This is a genomic window from Pelotomaculum isophthalicicum JI (assembly GCF_029478095.1).
Lineage (GTDB): Bacteria > Bacillota > Desulfotomaculia > Desulfotomaculales > Pelotomaculaceae > Pelotomaculum_D > Pelotomaculum_D isophthalicicum.
Window position 1 is genome coordinate 44,943 of record NZ_JAKOAV010000020.1, and the last position, 20,177, is coordinate 65,119.

Consider the following 20,177-nt stretch of genomic DNA (forward strand, 5'->3'; position numbering starts at 1 on the left):
GAAAACTGCACCTCCCTCACGCTATGATAATTTCACGCTTGCCCGCGTTCCCGTCCAGCCAGTCAGGAGCGTCCGCGGGAACCTGTGTAAAGCGCCAGACCGGAGAACAGACGGTCGAATAAACCTCTTCGGCAAAGTTCACCGCCCCCACAAAGCCGCTTAAGGGATGTTTGCGGTCATGGTTGTGGTCAATGAAGGCAACGCCCAGCTTATAGGCCAGTGGCCTTTCCTTCACCCCCCCCACCAGCAGGTGCGCTCCTTTCTTCACAATAAACTGCTCCAGCTCAGCGGGATTAGCGTCATCCAGAATTACAGTTCCCTCATCCACCAGATCATTGATAGTATCGTATTCCTCCTGACGGCCTGTCTGGGTTCCCACCATTACCACATCTATGCCGATTTCCCTGAACTGCTTGATCAGGGAGATAGCTTTGAATCCACCGCCTACGTAGACCGCCGCCTTTTTGCCCCGCAGTTTTTCCCGGTAGCCCCGGACAATGTCACCGTTAGCGTTTATCTCTCTTTCGATCAGTTCTTCGGCCTTACACATAGTTTCCGGATCACCGAAAAACTTGGCGATTTTCCTCAGAGACTCCGCCGTGTCTTCCAAGCCGAGGAAGGAGATGTTCATATAAGGGATGCCATAGATCTGCTCCATTTTTCCAGCCAGGTAGAACATCGATCCGGTGCATTGAACGATGTTGAGAGAAGCCTTGGCGGCGGTTTTCAACGCCGCGCATGAGGAGTCGCCGGTAAAAGCCACGTTCATGTCTATGTCCATCTCCCTGAGGTAACTTTTGATAATCCAGACCTCGCCGGCCAGGTTAAAGTCACCCAGGTAATTAAGGCTTTTGCTCTTTTTAACTTCTTTCTTATTTTTCGGTTCGATCAGGCGCAGCAGAGCGTCGCAGGCCGCCCGGTACCCGGCCGACTTATTACCGGCGAAACCGCTGGACTGAACCGGTATCACATCAATCCCGTGTTTGCGCGCGGCAACCCTGCACACCATCTCCAGATCGTCGCCGATAACCCCAACGATGCAGGTGGAGTAAACAAAAACGAGCTTGGGATTATATTTTAAAACCAGTTCGTCTATTGCCAGGGCCAGCTTTTTTTCACCGCCGAAGATAACGTCTTGCTCCTTCAAATCGGTGGAAAAGCTGAAACGGTAAAGATCAGAACCGCTGCTCAAAGCGCCCCGGATATCCCAGGTATAACTGGCGCAGCCGATGGGGCCGTGCACCAGGTGGACGGCGTCGGTCACCGGGTTCAGCACTACCCTGGCGCCGCAGTATACGCAGGCCCTCTGGCTGACAACCCCGGCTATGCTGTCGGTGTCGCACTTCAGGTTCGGCTTTTGTTTCCCTTTGGCATAGATGGACTCTTTTCTTTCCTCCACCGGCAGCTCTAACAGGTTTACCGCTTTCATATCAGCCACTTCTTTCTTTTCTTACATTACTAGTTCGAAATCCTCGTCTCTGGCATCCCGGTCCACTCTTTCCAGCAGGGCATTGCTGATTAATTCAAGCAGTCGCATGGCTCCCCTGTAGCCGACTACCGGGAGGTAGGGGTGCATACTCCGGTCAAGGATGGGAAAACCGACCCGTACGAAGGGTATGTCTTCCGCCCTGGCGATATATTTCCCGTAGGTGTTCCCTATTAATAAATCAACAGGTTCGTTCTTGATCCACTGGTGAAGTTCGAACAGATCACCGGCTGCTTTTACCTTTCCCTCAATACCTGCCTCCACCAACATGTCTTTGATTTCCTTCTCGAACATCCCCTTCGGGCCGCCTATTGTTCCCCCCGGTGTGCCGGTCAACACGTAAACAGGCTTCATACCTAAACTCAAGACAAACTCAGTCAACCCGATGATAATGTCCGGATCACCGAAGATAGCCACCTTTTTACCATGAAAATGGTAATGGGTATCAATCATAATATCCGCCAGTTGCCCTCTTTCTTCTTCCAACTGGTAAGGCACTTCTTTGATAAAGCTTTGCCGCAGGGTCATCAGAAACTCATCGGTGGCTTTGATCCCTATGGGTGTTTTCAGGGTCACAGCGGGCACGTTGCATTTTCTCTCCAACAGGTTGGCGGCATCGCTGGAAGCATAGGTCCCCAACGCGATGGTGAGTTTGGAATTGCCTGTGTCCCGGAGATCTTCCACCTTGACGCCTCCCTTTGGGTACATGGCAAATTTGCCGGTCATGGGCGAGTCCAGCACACCCGAGGTATCCGGGAACATTATGAATTTCATTCCCATCAGGTTGACAATTCTTTTAATTTCCCGCATATCCCCTGGGTTGACAAAACCCGGGATGATATTAACCTGCTCCTTTTTGGCTTCTAATGTCGCCTCGGCCAGATAACTGACTATGCCTTTCGTCATGTTCGAAAACCCCGTTATATGTGAACCCTGGTAGCTAGGTGTGTTGGCATGGATCACCAGCTTTCCCTCGGGAACCTCGGCGCTCTTGATAATTGTAGTGATGTCATCACCAATGGTTTCAGATAGACATGTGGTATGGACAGCCATCACATCAGGATTATAAATGGCAAAAACATTCTTAATGGCAGTCTTTAAGTTGGCCACGCCACCAAAAACCGAAGCGCCTTCCGTAAATGAACTGGTTGTGGCCATGACAGGTTCCCGGAAATGACGGGTCAGATGCATCCGGTGGTACGAGCAGCATCCCTGAGAACCATGGCTGTGCGGGAGACAATTATGAATACCCAGGGCGGCGTACATGGCCCCGATCGGTTGACAGGTTTTAGCCGGATTAATTACTCCACCGCTTCGCTCTATAATTTCCTTCGGCGTGCAGTCTAACATGTTACGTTTCTCCTTCCTAGTCGGCACTACTGTTCTTAGCGGGCTTCTCAATGGTACCTTCCAGCAACGGCTTGTTTTTCCACGGCGGTTCTATAAAATTCCAGGTCGGCGTCGTGAAGCTCATGCTGATGTCCCGGGCAAAGTTCACAGCCCCTTTAAACCCGGCATAAGGGCCGCTATAGTCATAATTGTGCAGTTGCTTGGCCGGGATGCCCATTTTATGAGGCACATATTTATCTTTAATACCCGATGAAAAAATATCCGGCTTCATGGTCCTGATAAATTCCTCGGTTTCGTAATGGTTCATGTCGTCAACTATGAGGCTGCCATCCTTCATCGTCATATTCATTCCCTTATAATGGCTCAGTGGAATCTTATCCTTTAACTCCTCTGTTCTCTCATTGGACAACTTTAAGCGGTAACGGCGCTCGTCCGGGACGACATGCAGCTCAGGAATATTTTTGCTGTCCGCGTCCGGCTTGATATTTGGAAGAACATCCCGCCCTTCATAATCGTCGCGGTGGGCAAATTCATAACCGGCCAGCGTTGTTTCAATGCCAATTTCCTCATATAGCCCCTGGTAATGGTGGCCGCGGGACCCCCCTACGAAACAAAAAGTTGTTTTCCCAGCGCAAATCTTTTGATATGGCTCAAGCTGCCGCTCAGTTTCCGCCAGTTCTCTGGCAATGACTTCTTCAGTCTTCTTGATTAAATCTTCGTCACCGAAGTAGAGAGCCATATTGCGCAGCGACTCGCAGGTAGCCCGGATGCCGATAAAGTTCACCTTAAGCCATGGCGTACCGTATTTCTTTTCCAGCATGTCGGCAATGTAATTAATCGAGCGGTGGCACTGGACCAGGTTTAATTCAGCTACGTGGGCGTTTTTCAAGTCCTCATAAGAGCCGTTGCCGGTCATTACCGCCTGAACGTGGTAGCCGATTTCATTTAAGACTCTCTCAATCTCCCAGCTGTCGCCGCCAATGTTGTATTCGCCCAACATGTTGATGGTATATTTAGCGGGTGGTTCCTCCCAGTCCCCTTGACCGACGACCAATTCCATCAACCCGTTATTGGCGATGTGGTGTCCGGCGGACTGGCTGACACCTTTATAACCCTCACAATTGTACGCGGTAATGTTCAGGCCGTGTTTTTGCTGCGCCGCCCTGGCCACAGCCTGGATGTCGTCACCAATCAATCCCACTGGGCAAGTGGCGGAAATAGTAATGGCGTTAGGCTTGAGTACTTCCACGACTTCATCAATCATTCTGGCCAATTTCTTCTCGCCGCCGAATACAATGTCGCTTTCCTGCATATCGGTTGATACACAGTAAGTTAGATAGTTTTTTCCCGGCTCTTTAGGTATTGCCTTGTTCCGGCGCGTTAACCAGCTGTAATAAGCGCACCCGATGGGACCGTGGACAATGTGCACCATGTCCTTTAACGGGCCCAGAACCACTCCCTTGCAGCCGGCGAAGGCACAGCCGCGATTTGTCATGATGCCCGGGACGGTGCGGGTGTTGGCTTCGATCTCCTGGTGAGCCAGTGAGGAATCCCGGAGCAGAATGTGCTTCTTGCGCGTCCTCTTTACTTTAGCCGGATATGAATTTAGAATTTCATCCAAAACCCTCTCATTAACAGCCATAAATACTACCCCCTTTACCGCTTCTAAACCGCCGCTTCGCCCCGTTCGCCGGTCCTGACCGTGACAGCGTCTAGAGCCGGCGCCACGAAGATTTTACCATCGCCTTTATTTCCCGCTTTGTTAACTTTAATGATCATATCCACCACTTTATTTACCTCGCTGTCTTTGGCGAAAATGGTTAATAAACGTTTGGGAATGAGTCTGCTTCCTTTAGCCAGGCCGTCTGCCAGGATGCCGCCAATCTCTTCCTGGGCGCCCAAACTGTCCAGCACGGAAAAGTTAACCTGCATTTTACCCCGTCCCATCACCTTCATCGCGTGCAATCCGCAAATCCCGTCATCGGCCAGTGCTTTTTTGGTCTCATTGACCTTATTCATACGAATAATAGCTATGATTTCTTTCATTATGGTCACCCCTTACAAGCCCTTCGTGCCGCTGCTGATTGTGTATGCCTCTTCCACCGGGCTGACAAAGATTTTGCCATCGCCGAAAGCTCCCTTTTCCCCAGTCTTGGCGTATCTTGATACAATGCTGATTACATCCTCCTTATCTTCGTCCCTCACAACCAGCATCAATAACTCTTTTGGAATTTCGTCGTAAACAACTTCCCCAACCCTAACACCTCTTTGCTTGCCGCGCCCGACCACATCCATCTTGGTTACGGCGGGAAAACCCGCGCTGTTCAGCTCTGCCAAAATAGTGTTGGTTTTTTCAGGCCTGACAATAGCCCTGATCATTATCATGGCGGTCACTCCTTCTTTTAAATTCAAGTATTCAGAATTCAGCAGTCAGTAGTCAGAATGTTTCGATACGGTAAACCATTCTCATTCTTTCTCTTTACTCCTGAGTAGCTACAGTTTATTTATAATAAAGTTTGCTCAGGTTGGAGTGGCGCTTGCCATTAGGGCGATTTTAAGCCCTAATTCAAAGAGCGAGTGAACCTGAGGACAAGCGAGGGAACTGTTTGAGCGAGTGAAGCGAGCGAGCAAGACCTTCGCCCGAAGGTGAACGAACTCGAACATTTTTAAGGGGCGAATATGAGCCCGTTGGCAAGCGCCACTCCAGTTCTTCTGAGTAAACTTTATTTCCCTAAAGACTCAATCCATGATGCCATGCTCCATCAATATCTCTTCAAGCCGGTCTTGGGTCATAGGCTCGGGAATTACAAACATATCGTTGCCGTCGATTTTTTGGGCCAGCTTCCTGTATTCGTTTGCCTGGTCTGCGGCCGGGTCAAAATCAATTACAGTTTTCTTGTTAATCTCCGCCCGCTGCACTAGATTGTCTCTTGGCACAAAATGAACGAGTTGAGAGCCGAGTTCTTTGGCGAAAGCCTCTAAAAGATCGTATTCGTTATCCACTTTACGGCTGTTGCAGATGATGCCGCCCAGCCTTACCTCGCCGGTGGTGGCAAATTTCCTGATACCTTTGCTAATATTGTTGGCGGCGTACAATGCCATCATTTCACCGGAAGCCACGATATAGATCTCTTTGGCTTTACCTTCACGAATCGGCATGGCAAATCCACCGCAAACAACGTCACCAAGCACATCATAAAAGACGTAGTCCAAATCTTCCGTAAAAGCTCCCAGTGACTCCAGCAAATTGATGGAGGTGATGATCCCCCTGCCGGCACAGCCGACGCCCGGCTCAGGCCCACCGGATTCCACACATCTGGTATCTCCAAACCCTTCCCGCATGATGTCCTCCATATCGATATCTTCACCTTCTTCCCGCAGGGTATCCAGGACCGTCCTTTGGTTCAACCCATGAAGGAGTAATCTGCCGGAATCGGCCTTGGGATCGCATCCCACCACCAGCACTTTTTTTCCGCTCTCTGCAAGAGCCGCCACTGTGTTCTGGGTGGTCGTAGACTTGCCGATGCCACCCTTGCCGTAAATTGCTATCTTCCTCATAATCCTTCCTCCTAACCACCTGTTTTTGGCAATAAAAAGGACGCCTCCCTTTATGGGAATAGGCGTCCTTGCCAATTTTTTATCACTGCCGTGTAAATAAACACACACTGTGTTCAGATATTTTCATCTTAGTATTGCGATGTTGAATCCTGCCGCTCCATTGCTAAGCAATTTTTCAACATAATTTCATATAGACTTGTTAACTAGATAGCATCATCACCTTTTTCACCGGTTCTGATCCGAATCGCATCATCAATCTTATACGTAAAGATCTTGCCGTCACCTATCTCACCGGTACGGGCGACTTCCGTAATTATCTTCAATACTTCAGCTACGTCTTCATCAGGTATAACCATCTCCAACTTAATCTTCGGCAACAGGTTAATACTGTATTCGGCGCCGCGGTATACTTCGGTACGGCCTTTCTGAAGCCCACAACCAATCACCTGGGTCACGGTCATCCCGTGAATACCGTATTTGTTTACGGCTTCCTTGACGTCCTCAAGCTTACCCGGACGAAGGATACATTCAATTTTGGTCAAGGTTATTTCTCCCCCTTTGTTTTTCTACGATAGAATATATTTATTGTCCGCTATTCACACTGGTCACATAACAGGCTTTACTACAGTTGAACGTTCCTTTACCTCTGAAAACCCAGGCATATTCATGGATGCTGAAAGAACAAAATCGGTGTATGCGTCCTCTCCGTGCTGGGATATATCCATGCCGGACTCCTGCTCTTCATCTGTCGCACGCAACTTGACAAACACGTCAACAACTTTCAGGATGACGTAAGTGCCGATTATCGCCACAGCCCAGCTTGAAGCTGTTGCGATTAGCTGGATACCTAACTGCTCGGGGTTGCCGTAAAAGAGCCCGTCATTGCCGAGTGGGTTGACTGCCTTGGTGGCGAACAACCCGGTCGCCAGGGCGCCCCAGGTACCGCCGATACCGTGCACGCCAAAGGCGTCAAGCGAGTCGTCGTAACGGAGCTTCGCCTTGACCACACCTACCGCCAGGTAGCAGAGCATGCCGGCTACCAGTCCGATGATGATTGCCGACATCGGCTCTACAAAACCGGAAGCGGGTGTGATGGCCACCAGACCGGCTACCGCGCCTGAAGCTGCGCCGAGGGTGGTTGGCTTGCCGTGATGAATCCATTCTGAAATTACCCAGGACAGTGCCGCCGCCGCCGTAGCCAGGTGAGTCACAACGAAAGCGCTCGCGGCCAGGCCGTTGGCGCCTAGGGCGCTGCCGGCGTTAAAACCGAACCAGCCAAACCACAGCAGGGCTGCGCCAATTACTGTGAAAGGCAGGTTGTGCGGAATCATCGGCACACTGCCGTGCCCCTTGCGCTTGCCCAGAACTATACACGCAACCAAACCGGAAACACCGGAAATAATGTGGACTACGGTACCACCCGCGAAGTCTAAAGCGCCAAGGTTGCGCAGCCAACCGTTTACACCCCACACCCAGTGCGCTACCGGGTCGTAAATGAAAGTCGCCCAGAGAATCAGGAATGCCAGAAAGGCCGGAAAGCGCATCCTTTCCGCGAAGGCACCTGATATTAAAGCCGGGGTAATCACCGCGAACATCATCTGAAAGACCATGAACGCCTGGTGGGGAATCGTCGCTGAGTAATCCGGGTTCGCGTCAAGTCCGACGTTTTTTAATCCGATCCAGTCAAGGCTGCCGATGATATGGTGCACGTCCGGTCCAAAAGATAAGCTGTAACCGTAAAGCGCCCACTGAATACTGATTACTATCATTGCAAAAAAGCTGTACATGATCGTGCTGAGAACATTCTTCTTGCGGGACAAGCCCCCGTAGAACAAGGCCAGGCCGGGCAAGGTCATCAGCATCACCAGAGCGGCTGATATTAATACAAATGCAGTATCGCCCGCGCTAATGGTATTTTCCACAACAGCTTCCGTAGTATCGTCAGCCCAGGCTAAGGCTGGTATTGCCATAAAAATTGTCGTAAGTATCATTACAAGACGCAAGTACAATTTTGTCATTTTTTCAGCCTCCTTAAAACTAGTTCCTTTTACTCATTGAGAACCGCTTGACGGCGTAGCCCCGGACTTGGCGCCTCATTTCGGAAGCCTACGCTTGTTTTCTGGTTCCCTTATAACAGAAAACGCTCTTACCGCAGGATAATTTCCTGTGCAAGAGCGTCACTGCCCTATCAAGTTACGTCTTTATAACCCTAACAAAAAAGCTTTTCAGGAATTTACTCCCAAAAAGCGTCTTCGCCAGTTTGATACTGCTTCGTATCAAAAACTCTTATTAACAAGTATTCTAGATTAGTTCATTTTACTTGTCAATATATATTATCAAATATAACCTCAAGAATATTGTATACCGATATTCACAGTATCTGTTTCACCATATCGCTTACTATATCGGCGATCGCCGGAGAAGCGGTGATTCCGGGTGATTCTATCCCGATAAGATTGATCAACCCGGGTAAGCCACGGTCAGTCTCGTGCCGGATGATAAAATCTTTTTGCCCTTCCCCCGGTTTTTGCAGCTTTGGCCTTATTCCCACCATCTCTGGCTCTATATCATCATAGTCCAGAAACGGAAGCAGTTTTTTTGCTTCCGCGTAAAATTGCCGCTTGTTCGAGTCGTCTATATGATAGTCGATTTCGTCTATATATTGCGCGCTCGGGCCTAGCCGTATCCTGCCGTCCAGATCCAGGGTCACATGTACTCCGACGCCAGTCAGCTTGGCCGGCGGCACCGGGTATACCAGCCGGTCGATCAACCTGCTTTTTCCCCATGAAACACTGTAGTATTCTCCTTTACAGTAATACAAAGTATAACCCGCCCCAGCAATGTCGATACCAGCCATACGGGCTACCTCATCCGCGTGTAAACCAGCGCTATTGATCACAACCCGGGTTTCAAATAAAAACTTCTCCCCGGAACTGTCAACTTCAATCTGATAGAGAGCGTTGTCTTTTTCAACGCCGGTTACTTCCGACTTGTATACTACCTGTGCTCCCAACTCTTTAGCTTGATTCAAAAACATTTTGATCAATTCATGTACGTTGAGAATTCCGGTTGACGGCGATAAGAGGGCGGCTACACCGGCAATGTTTGGCTCCAAAGACTGCAATTCACGCCTTGACAGCAACCGTAAATCTTCTACGCCATTTTTCCTGCCCTTATTCAACAAATCTTCCAAAGCGTCACACTCAAACGAATCCACCGCTACAATTATCTTGCCGGTATTTCTATGTCCGATCGCAAAGCGCCGGCACAGGTCATAAAGGAGTTTGTTTCCCTCCACACAGGTTTTTGCTTTCAAAGAATTCTCGGGATAGTACAAACCTGCATGGATAACCTGGCTGTTCCTGCTGCTGGTTTCCATGCCGAATGATTCATTTTTTTCAATAACGTAAACCTGCCGGCTTTCTTGGGCCACCTTTGCTGCGATAGCCGCTCCGATCACACCGGCTCCAATAATGGTTACGTCTGCTACTTCATTCATTTTTATCTTAGCCTTTTAATAGTTAGTTGTTCTACTGACTACTGACTACTGACTACTGACTACTGAATATACTGACTACTGTTTTTTAACCATTGGGCTGCACCTTAAATTCGCGGTCAACAACATCTCCGGGGCTACCCATTAAACCGAGATTTTGACCGTTTAGCGAGGCTTCAACCGCTCCGGCGTTACCAAGAGTGACATTAATTTTATCTTTTCCTTCAAAGTGTTTTGACTGACCGGGAATCAAAGTCCCCTCAAAAGCCTGTCTCCCGTCTACGGTAACACTCATCCAGCAGTTGCTATTCTTGACGTTAAGGTCAAGTTTAACCATGGAGGAAGCAGCCGGCTGTTGCTGCACAACCGGGGGTTGCTGATTGACAGGAGGCGCCGTCTGTTCGCTCGTAACAGCATTCCCGCTGTTGTTAGACGCCATGTTGTTGCCTGACGTGTTGCCCTTGTCTTTTAATCCATTGGCAAATAAAGCCAGAACAACCATACCGACAATAACAGCGGCTATCGTGAGAAAGAGGCGGGAACGGGATTTACGGGGAACTCCGGCTTTACTCTCCTCTTCAAAATACATGTCCGACGATTCTGTAGGAGCCTCCGTAAATAAACCGTTGAAATTTTCGAAAACATCTTCCGCGTCAATACCAAGAAACCGCGTGTAGGTCCTTAAAAAAGCTTTCGCATAAACTGACCCGGGGAGAACTTGAAATTGCTCTTCTTCCAGCGCGCGAATATACTTGCGGCGTATTTTGGTTTCCTCTTCAACAGCCTCCAGGGTTAAGCCTTTGCCTTCCCTGGCTTCTTTCAACCTTTTCCCTATTTCCACAAGCTATGCACCTCCCCACCCAAACTGTTTGTCCACCGCGCAAAGATGCTACTGCAGCGACTCATGTAACGGCAAGTCTGTTACAAATTCGCAAATGATTTTAACCGCGTTTTCCATGTCGGCGGTATCCACACATAAATCATAACCGGCGCCGGGACTATCCGGGTAATTGTATAACGGGTCGTAATGATATTTCAACATGAAAGAAATGACATGGTCGAAATTTTTTTCCGCCAACAGCTGGTTTAATTCTTCCACCCGGGCCCGCCCCAGCCTTTTCACCAGGGAAGAGGTCGCCCTCTGCAATTCAATCACACTTGAACCCGGCCCGCCGGCGTACACTTCCCGAATTCTTTTTATCCTGTTTTCAATGGATGTATAAAGTAGAATTCTTTCGCCGTGACGGATGAATTCCATCACCAGAGGCGGCACAAACAAATTGCCCACCCGGCGGCTCTCACACTCGACCACAAAGAAACCTCTACCGCAGGCTTTTTTTAACAACTGCACAATATGGCCTTCAAAAGCCTTCTGAGACGGGGAAGGGGGCAAACCGATCTTGCCGTAGACCGACCCGCGGTGCCGGGCCAATCCTTCCAGATCCAGCACGGGCACCCCTTTTTGAGCAAGACTGTTAAGTACATCTGTTTTCCCCACGCCTGTTAAACCGTGCAAGACGACTGCTCTTAAAGGTAGTTTTTGCTGACTCAGGTATTCGTTTACATAACTGCGGTAAGCTTTATAACCACCTGCAATACGGTAAACCGGATAACCAGCGGTATCTAAAAACAAGGCCATCAACTCGCTGCGCTGCCCTCCACGCCAGCAAAAAACTACGACTTTTCTGCCGCGAGACAGCTTGTCAACCGCAGACAGTTTGTCACCGAGTTTCGGCGAGACCAATTCCAAACCCAACCTGACGGCCTGCTCCGTGCCGTCTCTGTGGTAGGTTAATCCTACCGCCGCCCGTTCCTCATTATTTAATACAGGTATGTTTACAGCACCCGGTATGGTATCTGTCAAGTATTCATTCTCTGACCGCACGTCAACCAACAAAGCTTCGTCCAGTTCAAGAGCTTCTTCTAATGTGATGTCTTTAAACAATTTATTTGCTCCAACTCACCCTGATATAGCGTTTCCTATTACCCCAAATATATAACACAAGGTGAGGGTAGTGTCAACGAAACATATTTTATTCTAACTTTTCCTGAACATCTGGTTAAATTGTTCTAAAGTCATCAGTATAGCTCTGGGCTTACTACCTTCATAGCCACCAACGATCCCTTTCTTTTCCATCATGTCAATTAATCTGGCCGCCCTGGCATATCCGATGTGCAGCCTTCTTTGCAGCAGCGAGATGGAAGCGTGGCCGCTTTCAATAAGAATTTGCACTGCCTGGGGCAAAAGCTCGTCCTCAATTTCAGGAATAGCCTCTTTCGCCGGCTCATCATGCAAGATCTTATCATTATATACGGGTTCAGCTTGTTTTTTTAGGTAATTAACCAGATCCTCGACTTCCTTGTCAGACAGAAAAGCGCCCTGTACGCGTAAAGGCTTTGAAGCCCCTACCGGCGAAAAGAGCATGTCCCCCTTTCCAAGGAGCTTTTCCGCGCCGGCCATATCCAGAATTGTGCGCGAGTCAATTTGAGAAGACACCGCGAATGAGATGCGGGAAGGAATGTTCGCCTTGATCAAACCGGTGATTACGTCCACAGACGGCCGCTGGGTGGCAACCAGCAGGTGTATGCCCGCAGCCCTGGCCATTTGCGCCAAACGGCAAACAGCGTCCTCCACATCCGCCGGGGCAACCATCATCAGGTCGGATAATTCGTCAATGATCACTACCATTAAAGGCAGCGGCATCTGCTTATTATCCTGGTCATGGTCCTTATTCTTAAACAATTGGTTATAGTGGGTGATATCACGCACTCCAGCCGCGGCGAACAACTCATAGCGGTGTTCCATTTCCTTCACGGCCCACCTCAAGGATGTGGCCGCTTTTTTCGGCTCAATCACTACAGGTGAAACCAAATGTGGAATTCCATTGTACATGGCGAGTTCCACCATTTTCGGATCAATCATCAGGAATTTAACTTCTTCAGGTGTTGCCTTAAAGAGTATACTGACAATCAAAGTGTTGATGCAGACACTTTTACCGGAGCCGGTGGCGCCGGCGATCAGCAGATGGGGCATTTTGGCTAAATCCGCGACAACCGGGTTGCCGGCAATGTCTTTCCCCAACGATATTGTTAGTTTTGAACCGCCTTGAATGAATTCCTGCGTTTCCAGCAGGTCACGCAAGTGAACCATGGAGGTTTCCTTATTTGGTATTTCTATGCCGACGGCAGCTTTGCCGGGTATAGGCGCCTCAATCCGCACACCCGGCGCCGCCATGCTCAAAGCGATATCGTCAGCTAAACTGACAATCCGGCTGACTTTGACGCCGGAAGGCGGCTGGATTTCGTAACGGGTAATGGCCGGACCCCGGGAAACTTGAATTACTCTAGCCTTAATCCCGAAGCTGTCCAAGGTTTCTTCCAACTTACGGATATTTTCATTTATATCTTTACTTAACCGGTTATTCTTCAGCCTGAACGGCCTCGAAAGAATCGTCAACGGAGGCAACCGGTAGGATGTATTTTCCGGTAAAAAATCCAACGTTATATTTGGTTCGTGTTCTGTTTCTTCTTCGGCGGGCTCCTGTTTGCCGGCAGCGTTTTTCGCTTTTACCGGCTCTTTTTTATTTTTGACTTGCGTTTCCTCCTGATCTTGTCCTTCAACAGGTTGTTCGGAAACGACCGGGGCTCCCTGCATTGTTACACGCTCACCCTGATCAATAATGACAGGAGTTGGCGGCAATGCTTGTTCACTATCCTCTTCAACTTCAGTAAAGAAGTAGTCTACCACTCCCCGTAAACCTTTTTGAGACCCCTCTTTCAATTTAGCTGAAAACACCTGGGCCAATGACCATAGGGAAAGGTTTGTCAACAGCAATAAAGCGATAAGCCCGGCCGTAATCAAGATGATATAAGTGCCAAACATTCCAAAAGACTTTCTAATCAAATAACTAAGCAGCGCTCCGAGCAACCCGCCCCCGTCTCCGGCGATCCCCGCCTTAAAGGAATCTTCCAGGGGGATAATCAGATGAAAAAAAGTTAATACAGTGAGATAGATCAGCAATATCCCATACATCCTCGGTGAAACCACAGTCTGCTCCCGCCTGCGCACCAGCCTGCCCCCTGCCAGGACCAGTAATAGCGGGAAAAAGTAGCATCCTTCACCAGCGATACTCTTTAAAATCTTCACTGCGAAATCGCTTATAAAACCAGACGGTTGCGACAGAAGGCTGACAATACAGAGCACGCCAAGCGCAACCAAAATAACCCCGGATATTTCGTGTTTTAATCCTTCCTTTAGTTGGCCCTGATTTGCCATGATTTACCCTCCTAAAATAAATATACCATAGGTGCCTCTAAAAGTCCTTGCAATTCGCAAAAAAAAAGCCCATATCACGAAAAATAAGGGCTTTTTAACAATATAAGTTCTTTCTCTAATATTTAGACCCCGGCAGTCCTGACTAACGCCAGGATAATCACCGCAAACCCCACAATAAAACGGTACCATACAAATATAACAAAGCTGCGCTCAGTCAAATATCTCAGCAAAAAACCAATTGAAATAAAGCCCACCACAGCCGAAGAGACAATTCCGGTGATAAAAGCCGCGTTTAAATCCCCGGCGGATAATTCCATTAATTTTGCCATGCCCGCTCCGAAAATAATCGGCGTCGAGAGTAAAAATGAAAATCTAGCCGCGGTTTCACGTGTCAGCCCGCGGAAACGTCCCGCGGTCATGGTTATACCCGAACGGGATACTCCAGGGATAATTGACAACGCTTGTAAAAAACCGATAAATAAGCTGTCCGTCAAAGTGATCCCATAAAGCTGCTTCCTTCTTACCGCTTTCCGGTCAACCCAGTATAAAATCATACCCATGACAATAAGCATTATACCAATCAAGATTGGATTTCTAAAAATAGTTTCAGCCTGTTTTTCAAACAAAAAACCGGATGCAGCGCCAGGTACTGTGGCAACAACCAGATACCAGAACAAAGATCCTTCCCTGGTAGGTCTGCGCATTAAGCCATCAGCAATCAATACCACCCAGTCCTTCCAAAAGAAGGCTACCACCGCCACCAATGTTCCCATATGTAGTGCCACGTCAAATGATAACCCGGGATCCTGCCACTTGAAAGCCCAAGGTACAAGGACTAGATGGGCGGAACTGGATATGGGAAGAAATTCTCCGAGCCCCTGGACTATCCCCAGTACCAGCGCCTGTAAAACAGTCAACCAAATCCCCTCCTGATAAGCGCCCGTCACTAGGCACATGGCAATCTCCCGCTAAAACAACGCTGCCCCATACGTTTTAAGCGTTTACCAGAGTATTATAACATAGCACATTTTGTCCGTAAAAACCTTTTTTGATTAACACTCGATTAAGCTTCCGGGTTGCAAATTTGTTTTCAAATAATCATAGGGATTTGTGCTTAAAAGTTTTACTATTCTTTTCTTTCCGCTGCTCGTATTTTCAACCAGCATTGAAACACCGTCGTAGTTAATTTCCTGATACTCCGGGTATTTTGTCCCGTCAAAACCTTCCAAAACCAATTCCAGCTGCATTGGAGTATATAGAATCATTGTAGTGGCGCCTCTTTTTTCATATTTTCGTTTGTTTCAATTAAATCGTTGAGTTTTTTTACCGCGTCACCGATACCCCCCACCTCGTTAATCAAGCCGATATCCACCGCTTCTTTGCCGATCAGTACCGTCCCGATATCTCTGGCTAATTCCCCGGTGCGAAACATTAATTCGCGGAATTTCTCCTCCGTTATGTCCGAATGATCCGTAACGAAACGCACTACCCGATCCTGCATCTTATCCAGATATTCATAAGTCTGGGGAACGCCGATTACCAAGCCGTTCAAACGGATCGGGTGTATGGTCATGCTTGCTGTTGAAGCGATAAAGCTATAGGTGCATGATACCGCAACCGGCACGCCGATTGAATGTCCGCCTCCCAGTACAACAGATACGGAAGGCTTGGACATGCTGGCAATAATCTCTGCAATCGCTAAGCCCGCTTCCACATCTCCCCCCACCGTATTAAGCACAATTAAAATGCCTTTTACCTCGGGAGCTTGTTCCAAAGCCACCAACTGTGGAATCATATGTTCGTATTTTGTGGTCTTATTCTGCGGCGGGAGCACTAAATGGCCTTCAATCTGACCTACTATGGTCAGGCAGTGAATGTTACTTTTTACCTCGGGTATCGGTGTTGAGCCCATTTCCTTGACCGATTCAAGCGCGCCTTTGGTCTGGCCGGCCACTCTCTTACCGGGTTTCGGTTCTTTTTCAGGCTCATCCCTTCGTTCAGGTTCTGGCAATACATCCGGATCGGGCTCAGGCACACCGGGATCGCCGGGTATTATTCCCGAATCGGATTTACAACCGGCAGTGGTCATTTTCTTCACTCCTCGCAATACTTAGAAATTTTCTGATTCATTCATCTCTTAGTATGCTTTGGAAGAAGTAAAAGTAACCACCAAAAATTCATGATAAATAATCAATATAAAAGCACAAAGTCACATAACGGCCCTTGCAAAGACAGAGGACAAAAGTTGTGCCATGGAAATTATTTACTAAAAATGATTAAAAGCATTAAGAAGAAGGATAGAAAAGAATAAGCCAGGGGTAAGTAGTTCCTTGGCTTTGGCATATTTTACACCGTTTATTCAATCACAAACACGTTCCGGCAACCACCCCGCCCGATCCTTTACGAGATCGCGCACCAATCCCTGCTCCGTCTCACACCGATAACGCAATAAAGCTAAGGAGATCCTTGCCCTCATTGGTGCCGTATGATAAGGTGTGGCACTTACCTCACGGGAGTCTCCACTTTTAAAACTCTGACACGCGATAATAGCAGGTAGCACCGTTTGCAGTCATCTTAATGCCAGCCGCTTTAATCTCTCAAATATCCTTACGGTTCTACAATATCCTTTCCCGTACTTAAAAACACCTTTTTTTCACGCATGAAACTCTGGACATCGTTCAGCGTCTCGCCAAAGCGCTGAAAGTGTACTACCTCCCTCTGCCTTAGGAATTTAAGCACATCAGTGACACAAGGGTCATCACTTAAATGGATCAGATGCTCGTAAGTAGCCCTAGCCTTTTGCTCAGCATCCATATCTTCGGTCAGATCAGCAACCGGGTCGCCTGTGGCAGCTACATAGGCGGCTATCCAGGGCACGCCGTTGGGGTCGCTCCAGAACAGGGCGGTGTCATGCTGGGCGTAATGCCCGCCCAGTCCGGCGGCCTGCATTTGCTGGGGGCTGACTCCCCTGGTCAGCTTGTAAAAAAGAGTTGCCACAATTTCCATATGAGCCATCTCTTCAGTGCCAATATCCGTCAGCAACCCTTTTGCCTTGTCCGTGGGCATGGTGTATCTTTGGTTCAGGTACCGTAAAGAGGCCGACAATTCCCCGTCCGGCCCGCCATATTGAGTAATAATCACTTTTGCCAACTTGGGATTAGGACCGGATACCCTTACCGGGTATTCTAATTTTTTTTGATAAACCCACATTAATTAATCCCTTCCTTAATTCTAGATTTACATATCCCAAGGCCAGGGGGAGTTGATCCACTGCCAAGGGTGCTGACTGGAAGCCATACCGAAAGGAAATAGCGGACCGTAATATTGTTCATAGGCCTCAATACATTTTTTTAGCTGAGGCACAACCGAATTATATAAACTCAGGGCCTGCTGGTCATCCGGATGTGTATCCAGGTATAAGTTTAATTCAATAGCGGTAAACTCAAGTTCTTGTATTTTTAAAAGCATTTGCGCCTGTTGATTATACATGTTTTCAGCTTTGGCCTTATCTTCATGTTTGTCTGTTTTTTGAGTCTGGGTCTTTTCTTGTTTATTGTCCATTTGATTCACCTCTCTATCTAACCTGGGTATGGCGATACCAGTTCAGGGAATATGGTACCGTGGGCTAAAGCTTCCGCCGGACTGAAGACCTGCCCCATTTTTTGCCATGGAACATAGGCGCGCGCTAGTTGCATTGGCGGCATTGTATCGCCTGTGTATGGTAGCGTATTTGGAAGTCCTGGCATATTGGGGGCAGTTGGATAATTTGACGGGGGAAGATATTTATTGAAGCTCATAGAAAAACCTCCTTATTATAGATACTTTATCTTATGAAAGAATTACCTTAATGCACACGCTGTAGTCCCTGGTGGTATTTGGCAGTATACACAACCTTATCTTTTTACCCGCTTATTCCCAATTTTAATTTGTCATTAAACAAAAGCCCCCCGGGGATTCCGGGGGCGCAAACTGCTGCACTGTAATTTATAACGGAAAGGATAAATACAATACATTTAATTATGTCTGCTGTAATTTTTATTTTTTTTCTGCTGATACATCCTTTGGTCGGCTTCTTCTATTAAATTAATAATAGTTTTCGAATCAGACGGTTTCCAAATGACAGTACCGAAGCTAATTCCAATTTCTTTCACAGTCTCATCTATATTTTTCCATAGGTTTAGCTCTTTATAAAGCGATTGAATTATTGAAAATGGTACCAAAAAGACACTAGGTTATCTGTAAGAAGCTGAATATGTTTACATGCAAGCCGCTCTTCTTTCCCCCGGGGTGGCAGTACCTGGGGGAGAGAAGAGCGGCCTGCGAGCATAAAAAATATAACCGTACTATTTTGCACAACTCCTCTATTGCACTGGAATTATTTAAAGCTCTATGGTCTAGAATCAATAAGATAAGTTTCGATCGTTGTAGCAAAAAAAATACTATGGGAGTGCTCATCATTTAGTTTAGTGATTCCCTTAATCAAGTGTACATGCTTTTCATCATCAAGAGGTATTGCAGGTCCAGTCTCAATCACTATTTCATGTTGGTGACCTTCAAATAAATCTGTGTTTATTAATATGCCGTGTATATGTCTGAAGTGTCCGTTGGGTAGTTTTACAGGTATGACTTCACTTGTCACTCCAATAAAACGGTGTTTATGTCTTTCATCATTTTCTTGAGCACACTGTGTACTGCCCAAAAACTCATGCACATGAGTCTGTGGATTATTTTGGGGCTTTTTTAGGGCAACAGAACCAGTAATTGGGCCGTATACGGTAGCCGCGCTGTCATTTTTCTCCGGCATCAGAACTCCTCCAAACTTATTATAGTATTTTATTATATGGAAAACCGATGCCTTATTGTTACTACATAACTTTATAGCGCATATCTAATATTCTCAAATCCTTTATCTGTCAAAAAAGGACTTCGCGTTCGGGCGCAAAGTCCTTTTTTGACAAGTTTCTTCATCTACTATAGGTCTTACCTTACTCGGGTTATGTTTTTTTATATTTAACCGGTAAATTCCTCTGTAATCATCTCTCCGTAAGGCCCGCCGTGGACAACACCAACACCGATGTATTTATAATTGGAATTTAATATATTGGCCCTATGTCCGGAAGAGTTCATTAGGGCTGTATGTGCCGCTTGAACCGATTGGTTGCCCGCGATGTTTTCTCCAGCGTAACGATAGGTTATACCCTGTGATTTCATCATGTCAAACGGAGAACCATAAGTTGGCGACTGATGACTGAAGTAATTGTTGTTAATCATATCTTGTGATTTCATCCTGGCCACGTTCACTAGTCTCGTATCAACCGTGAGCGGCTGTAAATTTATTTTTGTCCTTTCCTGATTGACAAGGTTAACCAGTTGCTGTTCTTCAGCGGTCAGCCCTGATGTGGAAACGGACGATGGTGTGGAAACCGGAGTTGGACTCGGCTTTGAAACAGGTGTCGGATTCGTTCTTTGAACTGGGTTATAATTCTGTCCATATAATGAATTTAAACCTGGAAAGTTGCTAAAATTGTAATTTGTGGCGGCTTCTGCTTTTGGGCTAACAAACATAATTAACGACACGGCAAAAACGAAAGAACATACTAAGAGCTTCTTAAACACAGACATTTCCCCTTTCTTTTCGCGCCTGCGAGGTTAGCTGACGGGTTCGGTAAAAGATACCCTATCCGAAATCAAGTCACGTTTTTCCAACCTTTTATGACTATTTCGGGATTCACCCCAGATACTTGGTTCCCCCGCTCCCAGTGCGGTAAATTTTCTGAGATTCGGCATGAATTATTCTATTATTTGATGATCATATCTTTTTTTATATTTTTGTGCAAAAACCCCATTCCAACGTAAACTAGCGTTTATTCTAAGGGTACTAGAATAGCTGATATTAAATGTACTACTTATCGAATCATATAACCATGGTAAAACATCCCCATTGATGATGTTAAGACATTTTTTCGACACATTTCGGTTATAGAATAAATTTACAACAATATTAATACAAG

The 20,177-nt window shown here is 47.3% G+C and carries 21 protein-coding genes and 1 riboswitch; all 21 genes read right to left on the bottom strand.

The genetic code is table 11. The features are described 5' to 3' along the window. Positions 1–16: 16 nt before the first annotated feature. Positions 17–1,429, bottom strand: a complete 1,413-nt coding sequence (nifE, locus tag L7E55_RS11165; protein WP_277444312.1) for a nitrogenase iron-molybdenum cofactor biosynthesis protein NifE — start codon at positions 1,427–1,429, stop codon at positions 17–19. Between the two features lie 21 nt (positions 1,430–1,450). Next, complete coding sequence (gene nifK / locus L7E55_RS11170) at positions 1,451–2,836, bottom strand: nitrogenase molybdenum-iron protein subunit beta (protein WP_277444313.1); 1,386 nt, start codon at positions 2,834–2,836, stop codon at positions 1,451–1,453. A gap of 16 nt (positions 2,837–2,852) precedes the next feature. Continuing rightward, entirely contained in the window at positions 2,853–4,478 is a 1,626-nt protein-coding gene (nifD, locus tag L7E55_RS11175; RefSeq protein WP_277444314.1) for a nitrogenase molybdenum-iron protein alpha chain, read from the bottom strand. A 23-nt stretch (positions 4,479–4,501) separates the two neighbouring features. Continuing rightward, the gene (locus tag L7E55_RS11180; RefSeq protein ID WP_277444315.1) at positions 4,502–4,882 is read right to left on the bottom strand and encodes a P-II family nitrogen regulator; all 381 of its coding nucleotides are present in this window, start codon (positions 4,880–4,882) and stop codon (positions 4,502–4,504) included. Positions 4,883–4,894: 12 nt separating this feature from the next. Further along, positions 4,895–5,221 carry a P-II family nitrogen regulator gene (locus L7E55_RS11185; protein ID WP_277444316.1) on the bottom strand — a complete coding sequence of 109 codons (327 nt, stop codon included), beginning with the start codon at positions 5,219–5,221 and terminating at the stop codon, positions 4,895–4,897. 354 nt (positions 5,222–5,575) lie between these two features. Continuing rightward, positions 5,576–6,394 (bottom strand): nitrogenase iron protein, encoded by an 819-nt coding sequence (gene nifH, locus L7E55_RS11190; protein WP_277444317.1) that lies wholly within the window; start codon positions 6,392–6,394, stop codon positions 5,576–5,578. Positions 6,395–6,597: 203 nt separating this feature from the next. Continuing rightward, complete coding sequence (locus L7E55_RS11195) at positions 6,598–6,936, bottom strand: P-II family nitrogen regulator (protein ID WP_277444318.1); 339 nt, start codon at positions 6,934–6,936, stop codon at positions 6,598–6,600. A 63-nt stretch (positions 6,937–6,999) separates the two neighbouring features. Next, positions 7,000–8,412: an ammonium transporter gene (locus tag L7E55_RS11200; protein WP_277444319.1), complete on the bottom strand. Its 1,413-nt coding sequence runs from the start codon at positions 8,410–8,412 to the stop codon at positions 7,000–7,002. 353 nt (positions 8,413–8,765) lie between these two features. Further along, positions 8,766–9,893, bottom strand: a complete 1,128-nt coding sequence (locus tag L7E55_RS11205; protein WP_277444320.1) for an NAD(P)/FAD-dependent oxidoreductase — start codon at positions 9,891–9,893, stop codon at positions 8,766–8,768. An 85-nt stretch (positions 9,894–9,978) separates the two neighbouring features. After that, on the bottom strand, positions 9,979–10,731 hold the full coding sequence (locus L7E55_RS11210) for a helix-turn-helix domain-containing protein (RefSeq protein WP_277444321.1): 753 nt from the start codon (positions 10,729–10,731) through the stop codon (positions 9,979–9,981). A gap of 48 nt (positions 10,732–10,779) precedes the next feature. Then, positions 10,780–11,835: a tRNA 2-selenouridine(34) synthase MnmH gene (gene mnmH / locus L7E55_RS11215; RefSeq protein WP_277444322.1), complete on the bottom strand. Its 1,056-nt coding sequence runs from the start codon at positions 11,833–11,835 to the stop codon at positions 10,780–10,782. Positions 11,836–11,928: 93 nt separating this feature from the next. Next, entirely contained in the window at positions 11,929–14,166 is a 2,238-nt protein-coding gene (locus tag L7E55_RS11220; RefSeq protein WP_277444323.1) for an FtsK/SpoIIIE family DNA translocase, read from the bottom strand. Positions 14,167–14,288: 122 nt separating this feature from the next. Then, the gene (locus tag L7E55_RS11225; RefSeq protein WP_277444324.1) at positions 14,289–15,083 is read right to left on the bottom strand and encodes an undecaprenyl-diphosphate phosphatase; all 795 of its coding nucleotides are present in this window, start codon (positions 15,081–15,083) and stop codon (positions 14,289–14,291) included. A 135-nt stretch (positions 15,084–15,218) separates the two neighbouring features. Further along, positions 15,219–15,431, bottom strand: coding sequence for a YlzJ-like family protein (locus tag L7E55_RS11230; RefSeq protein ID WP_277444325.1), 213 nt, complete (start codon positions 15,429–15,431; stop codon positions 15,219–15,221). Continuing rightward, positions 15,428–16,255 carry an ATP-dependent Clp protease proteolytic subunit gene (locus L7E55_RS11235; protein WP_277444326.1) on the bottom strand — a complete coding sequence of 276 codons (828 nt, stop codon included), beginning with the start codon at positions 16,253–16,255 and terminating at the stop codon, positions 15,428–15,430. Before L7E55_RS11235 ends, L7E55_RS11230 begins: the two co-directional genes overlap by 4 nt. A 518-nt stretch (positions 16,256–16,773) precedes the next feature. Continuing rightward, positions 16,774–17,376 carry a manganese catalase family protein gene (locus tag L7E55_RS11240; protein ID WP_277444327.1) on the bottom strand — a complete coding sequence of 201 codons (603 nt, stop codon included), beginning with the start codon at positions 17,374–17,376 and terminating at the stop codon, positions 16,774–16,776. Between the two features lie 27 nt (positions 17,377–17,403). Next, positions 17,404–17,727, bottom strand: coding sequence for a spore coat protein CotJB (locus tag L7E55_RS11245; protein WP_277444328.1), 324 nt, complete (start codon positions 17,725–17,727; stop codon positions 17,404–17,406). 17 nt (positions 17,728–17,744) lie between these two features. Next, on the bottom strand, positions 17,745–17,870 hold the full coding sequence (locus L7E55_RS11250) for a spore coat associated protein CotJA (protein ID WP_277444329.1): 126 nt from the start codon (positions 17,868–17,870) through the stop codon (positions 17,745–17,747). A 309-nt stretch (positions 17,871–18,179) separates the two neighbouring features. After that, the gene (locus L7E55_RS17745; RefSeq protein WP_420852038.1) at positions 18,180–18,386 is read right to left on the bottom strand and encodes a diguanylate cyclase domain-containing protein; all 207 of its coding nucleotides are present in this window, start codon (positions 18,384–18,386) and stop codon (positions 18,180–18,182) included. A gap of 167 nt (positions 18,387–18,553) precedes the next feature. Continuing rightward, positions 18,554–18,970, bottom strand: a complete 417-nt coding sequence (locus tag L7E55_RS11255; RefSeq protein WP_277444330.1) for a YmaF family protein — start codon at positions 18,968–18,970, stop codon at positions 18,554–18,556. Positions 18,971–19,176: 206 nt separating this feature from the next. After that, positions 19,177–19,782, bottom strand: coding sequence for a CAP domain-containing protein (locus L7E55_RS17595; RefSeq protein WP_338091215.1), 606 nt, complete (start codon positions 19,780–19,782; stop codon positions 19,177–19,179). A 6-nt stretch (positions 19,783–19,788) separates the two neighbouring features. Further along, positions 19,789–19,962: riboswitch (cyclic di-AMP (ydaO/yuaA leader) on the bottom strand. Positions 19,963–20,177 lie beyond the last annotated feature (215 nt).

Excerpts from the sequence above, each read along its gene's own strand:
- L7E55_RS11240 (WP_277444327.1), bottom strand. The coding sequence starts at position 17,376 with ATGTGGGTTTATCAAAAAAAATTAGAATACCCGGTAAGGGTATCCGGT.
- L7E55_RS11235 (WP_277444326.1), bottom strand. The coding sequence starts at position 16,255 with ATGACCACTGCCGGTTGTAAATCCGATTCGGGAATAATACCCGGCGAT.
- nifK (WP_277444313.1), bottom strand. The coding sequence starts at position 2,836 with ATGTTAGACTGCACGCCGAAGGAAATTATAGAGCGAAGCGGTGGAGTA.
- L7E55_RS11180 (WP_277444315.1), bottom strand. The coding sequence starts at position 4,882 with ATGAAAGAAATCATAGCTATTATTCGTATGAATAAGGTCAATGAGACC.
- L7E55_RS11205 (WP_277444320.1), bottom strand. The coding sequence starts at position 9,893 with ATGAATGAAGTAGCAGACGTAACCATTATTGGAGCCGGTGTGATCGGA.
- L7E55_RS11200 (WP_277444319.1), bottom strand. The coding sequence starts at position 8,412 with ATGACAAAATTGTACTTGCGTCTTGTAATGATACTTACGACAATTTTT.
- L7E55_RS11255 (WP_277444330.1), bottom strand. The coding sequence starts at position 18,970 with ATGCCGGAGAAAAATGACAGCGCGGCTACCGTATACGGCCCAATTACT.
- L7E55_RS11250 (WP_277444329.1), bottom strand. The coding sequence starts at position 17,870 with ATGCCGCCAATGCAACTAGCGCGCGCCTATGTTCCATGGCAAAAAATG.
- nifE (WP_277444312.1), bottom strand. The coding sequence starts at position 1,429 with ATGAAAGCGGTAAACCTGTTAGAGCTGCCGGTGGAGGAAAGAAAAGAG.
- L7E55_RS11245 (WP_277444328.1), bottom strand. The coding sequence starts at position 17,727 with ATGGACAATAAACAAGAAAAGACCCAGACTCAAAAAACAGACAAACAT.
- L7E55_RS11220 (WP_277444323.1), bottom strand. The coding sequence starts at position 14,166 with ATGGCAAATCAGGGCCAACTAAAGGAAGGATTAAAACACGAAATATCC.
- nifH (WP_277444317.1), bottom strand. The coding sequence starts at position 6,394 with ATGAGGAAGATAGCAATTTACGGCAAGGGTGGCATCGGCAAGTCTACG.
- nifD (WP_277444314.1), bottom strand. The coding sequence starts at position 4,478 with ATGGCTGTTAATGAGAGGGTTTTGGATGAAATTCTAAATTCATATCCG.
- L7E55_RS11185 (WP_277444316.1), bottom strand. The coding sequence starts at position 5,221 with ATGATAATGATCAGGGCTATTGTCAGGCCTGAAAAAACCAACACTATT.
- L7E55_RS11230 (WP_277444325.1), bottom strand. The coding sequence starts at position 15,431 with ATGATTCTATATACTCCAATGCAGCTGGAATTGGTTTTGGAAGGTTTT.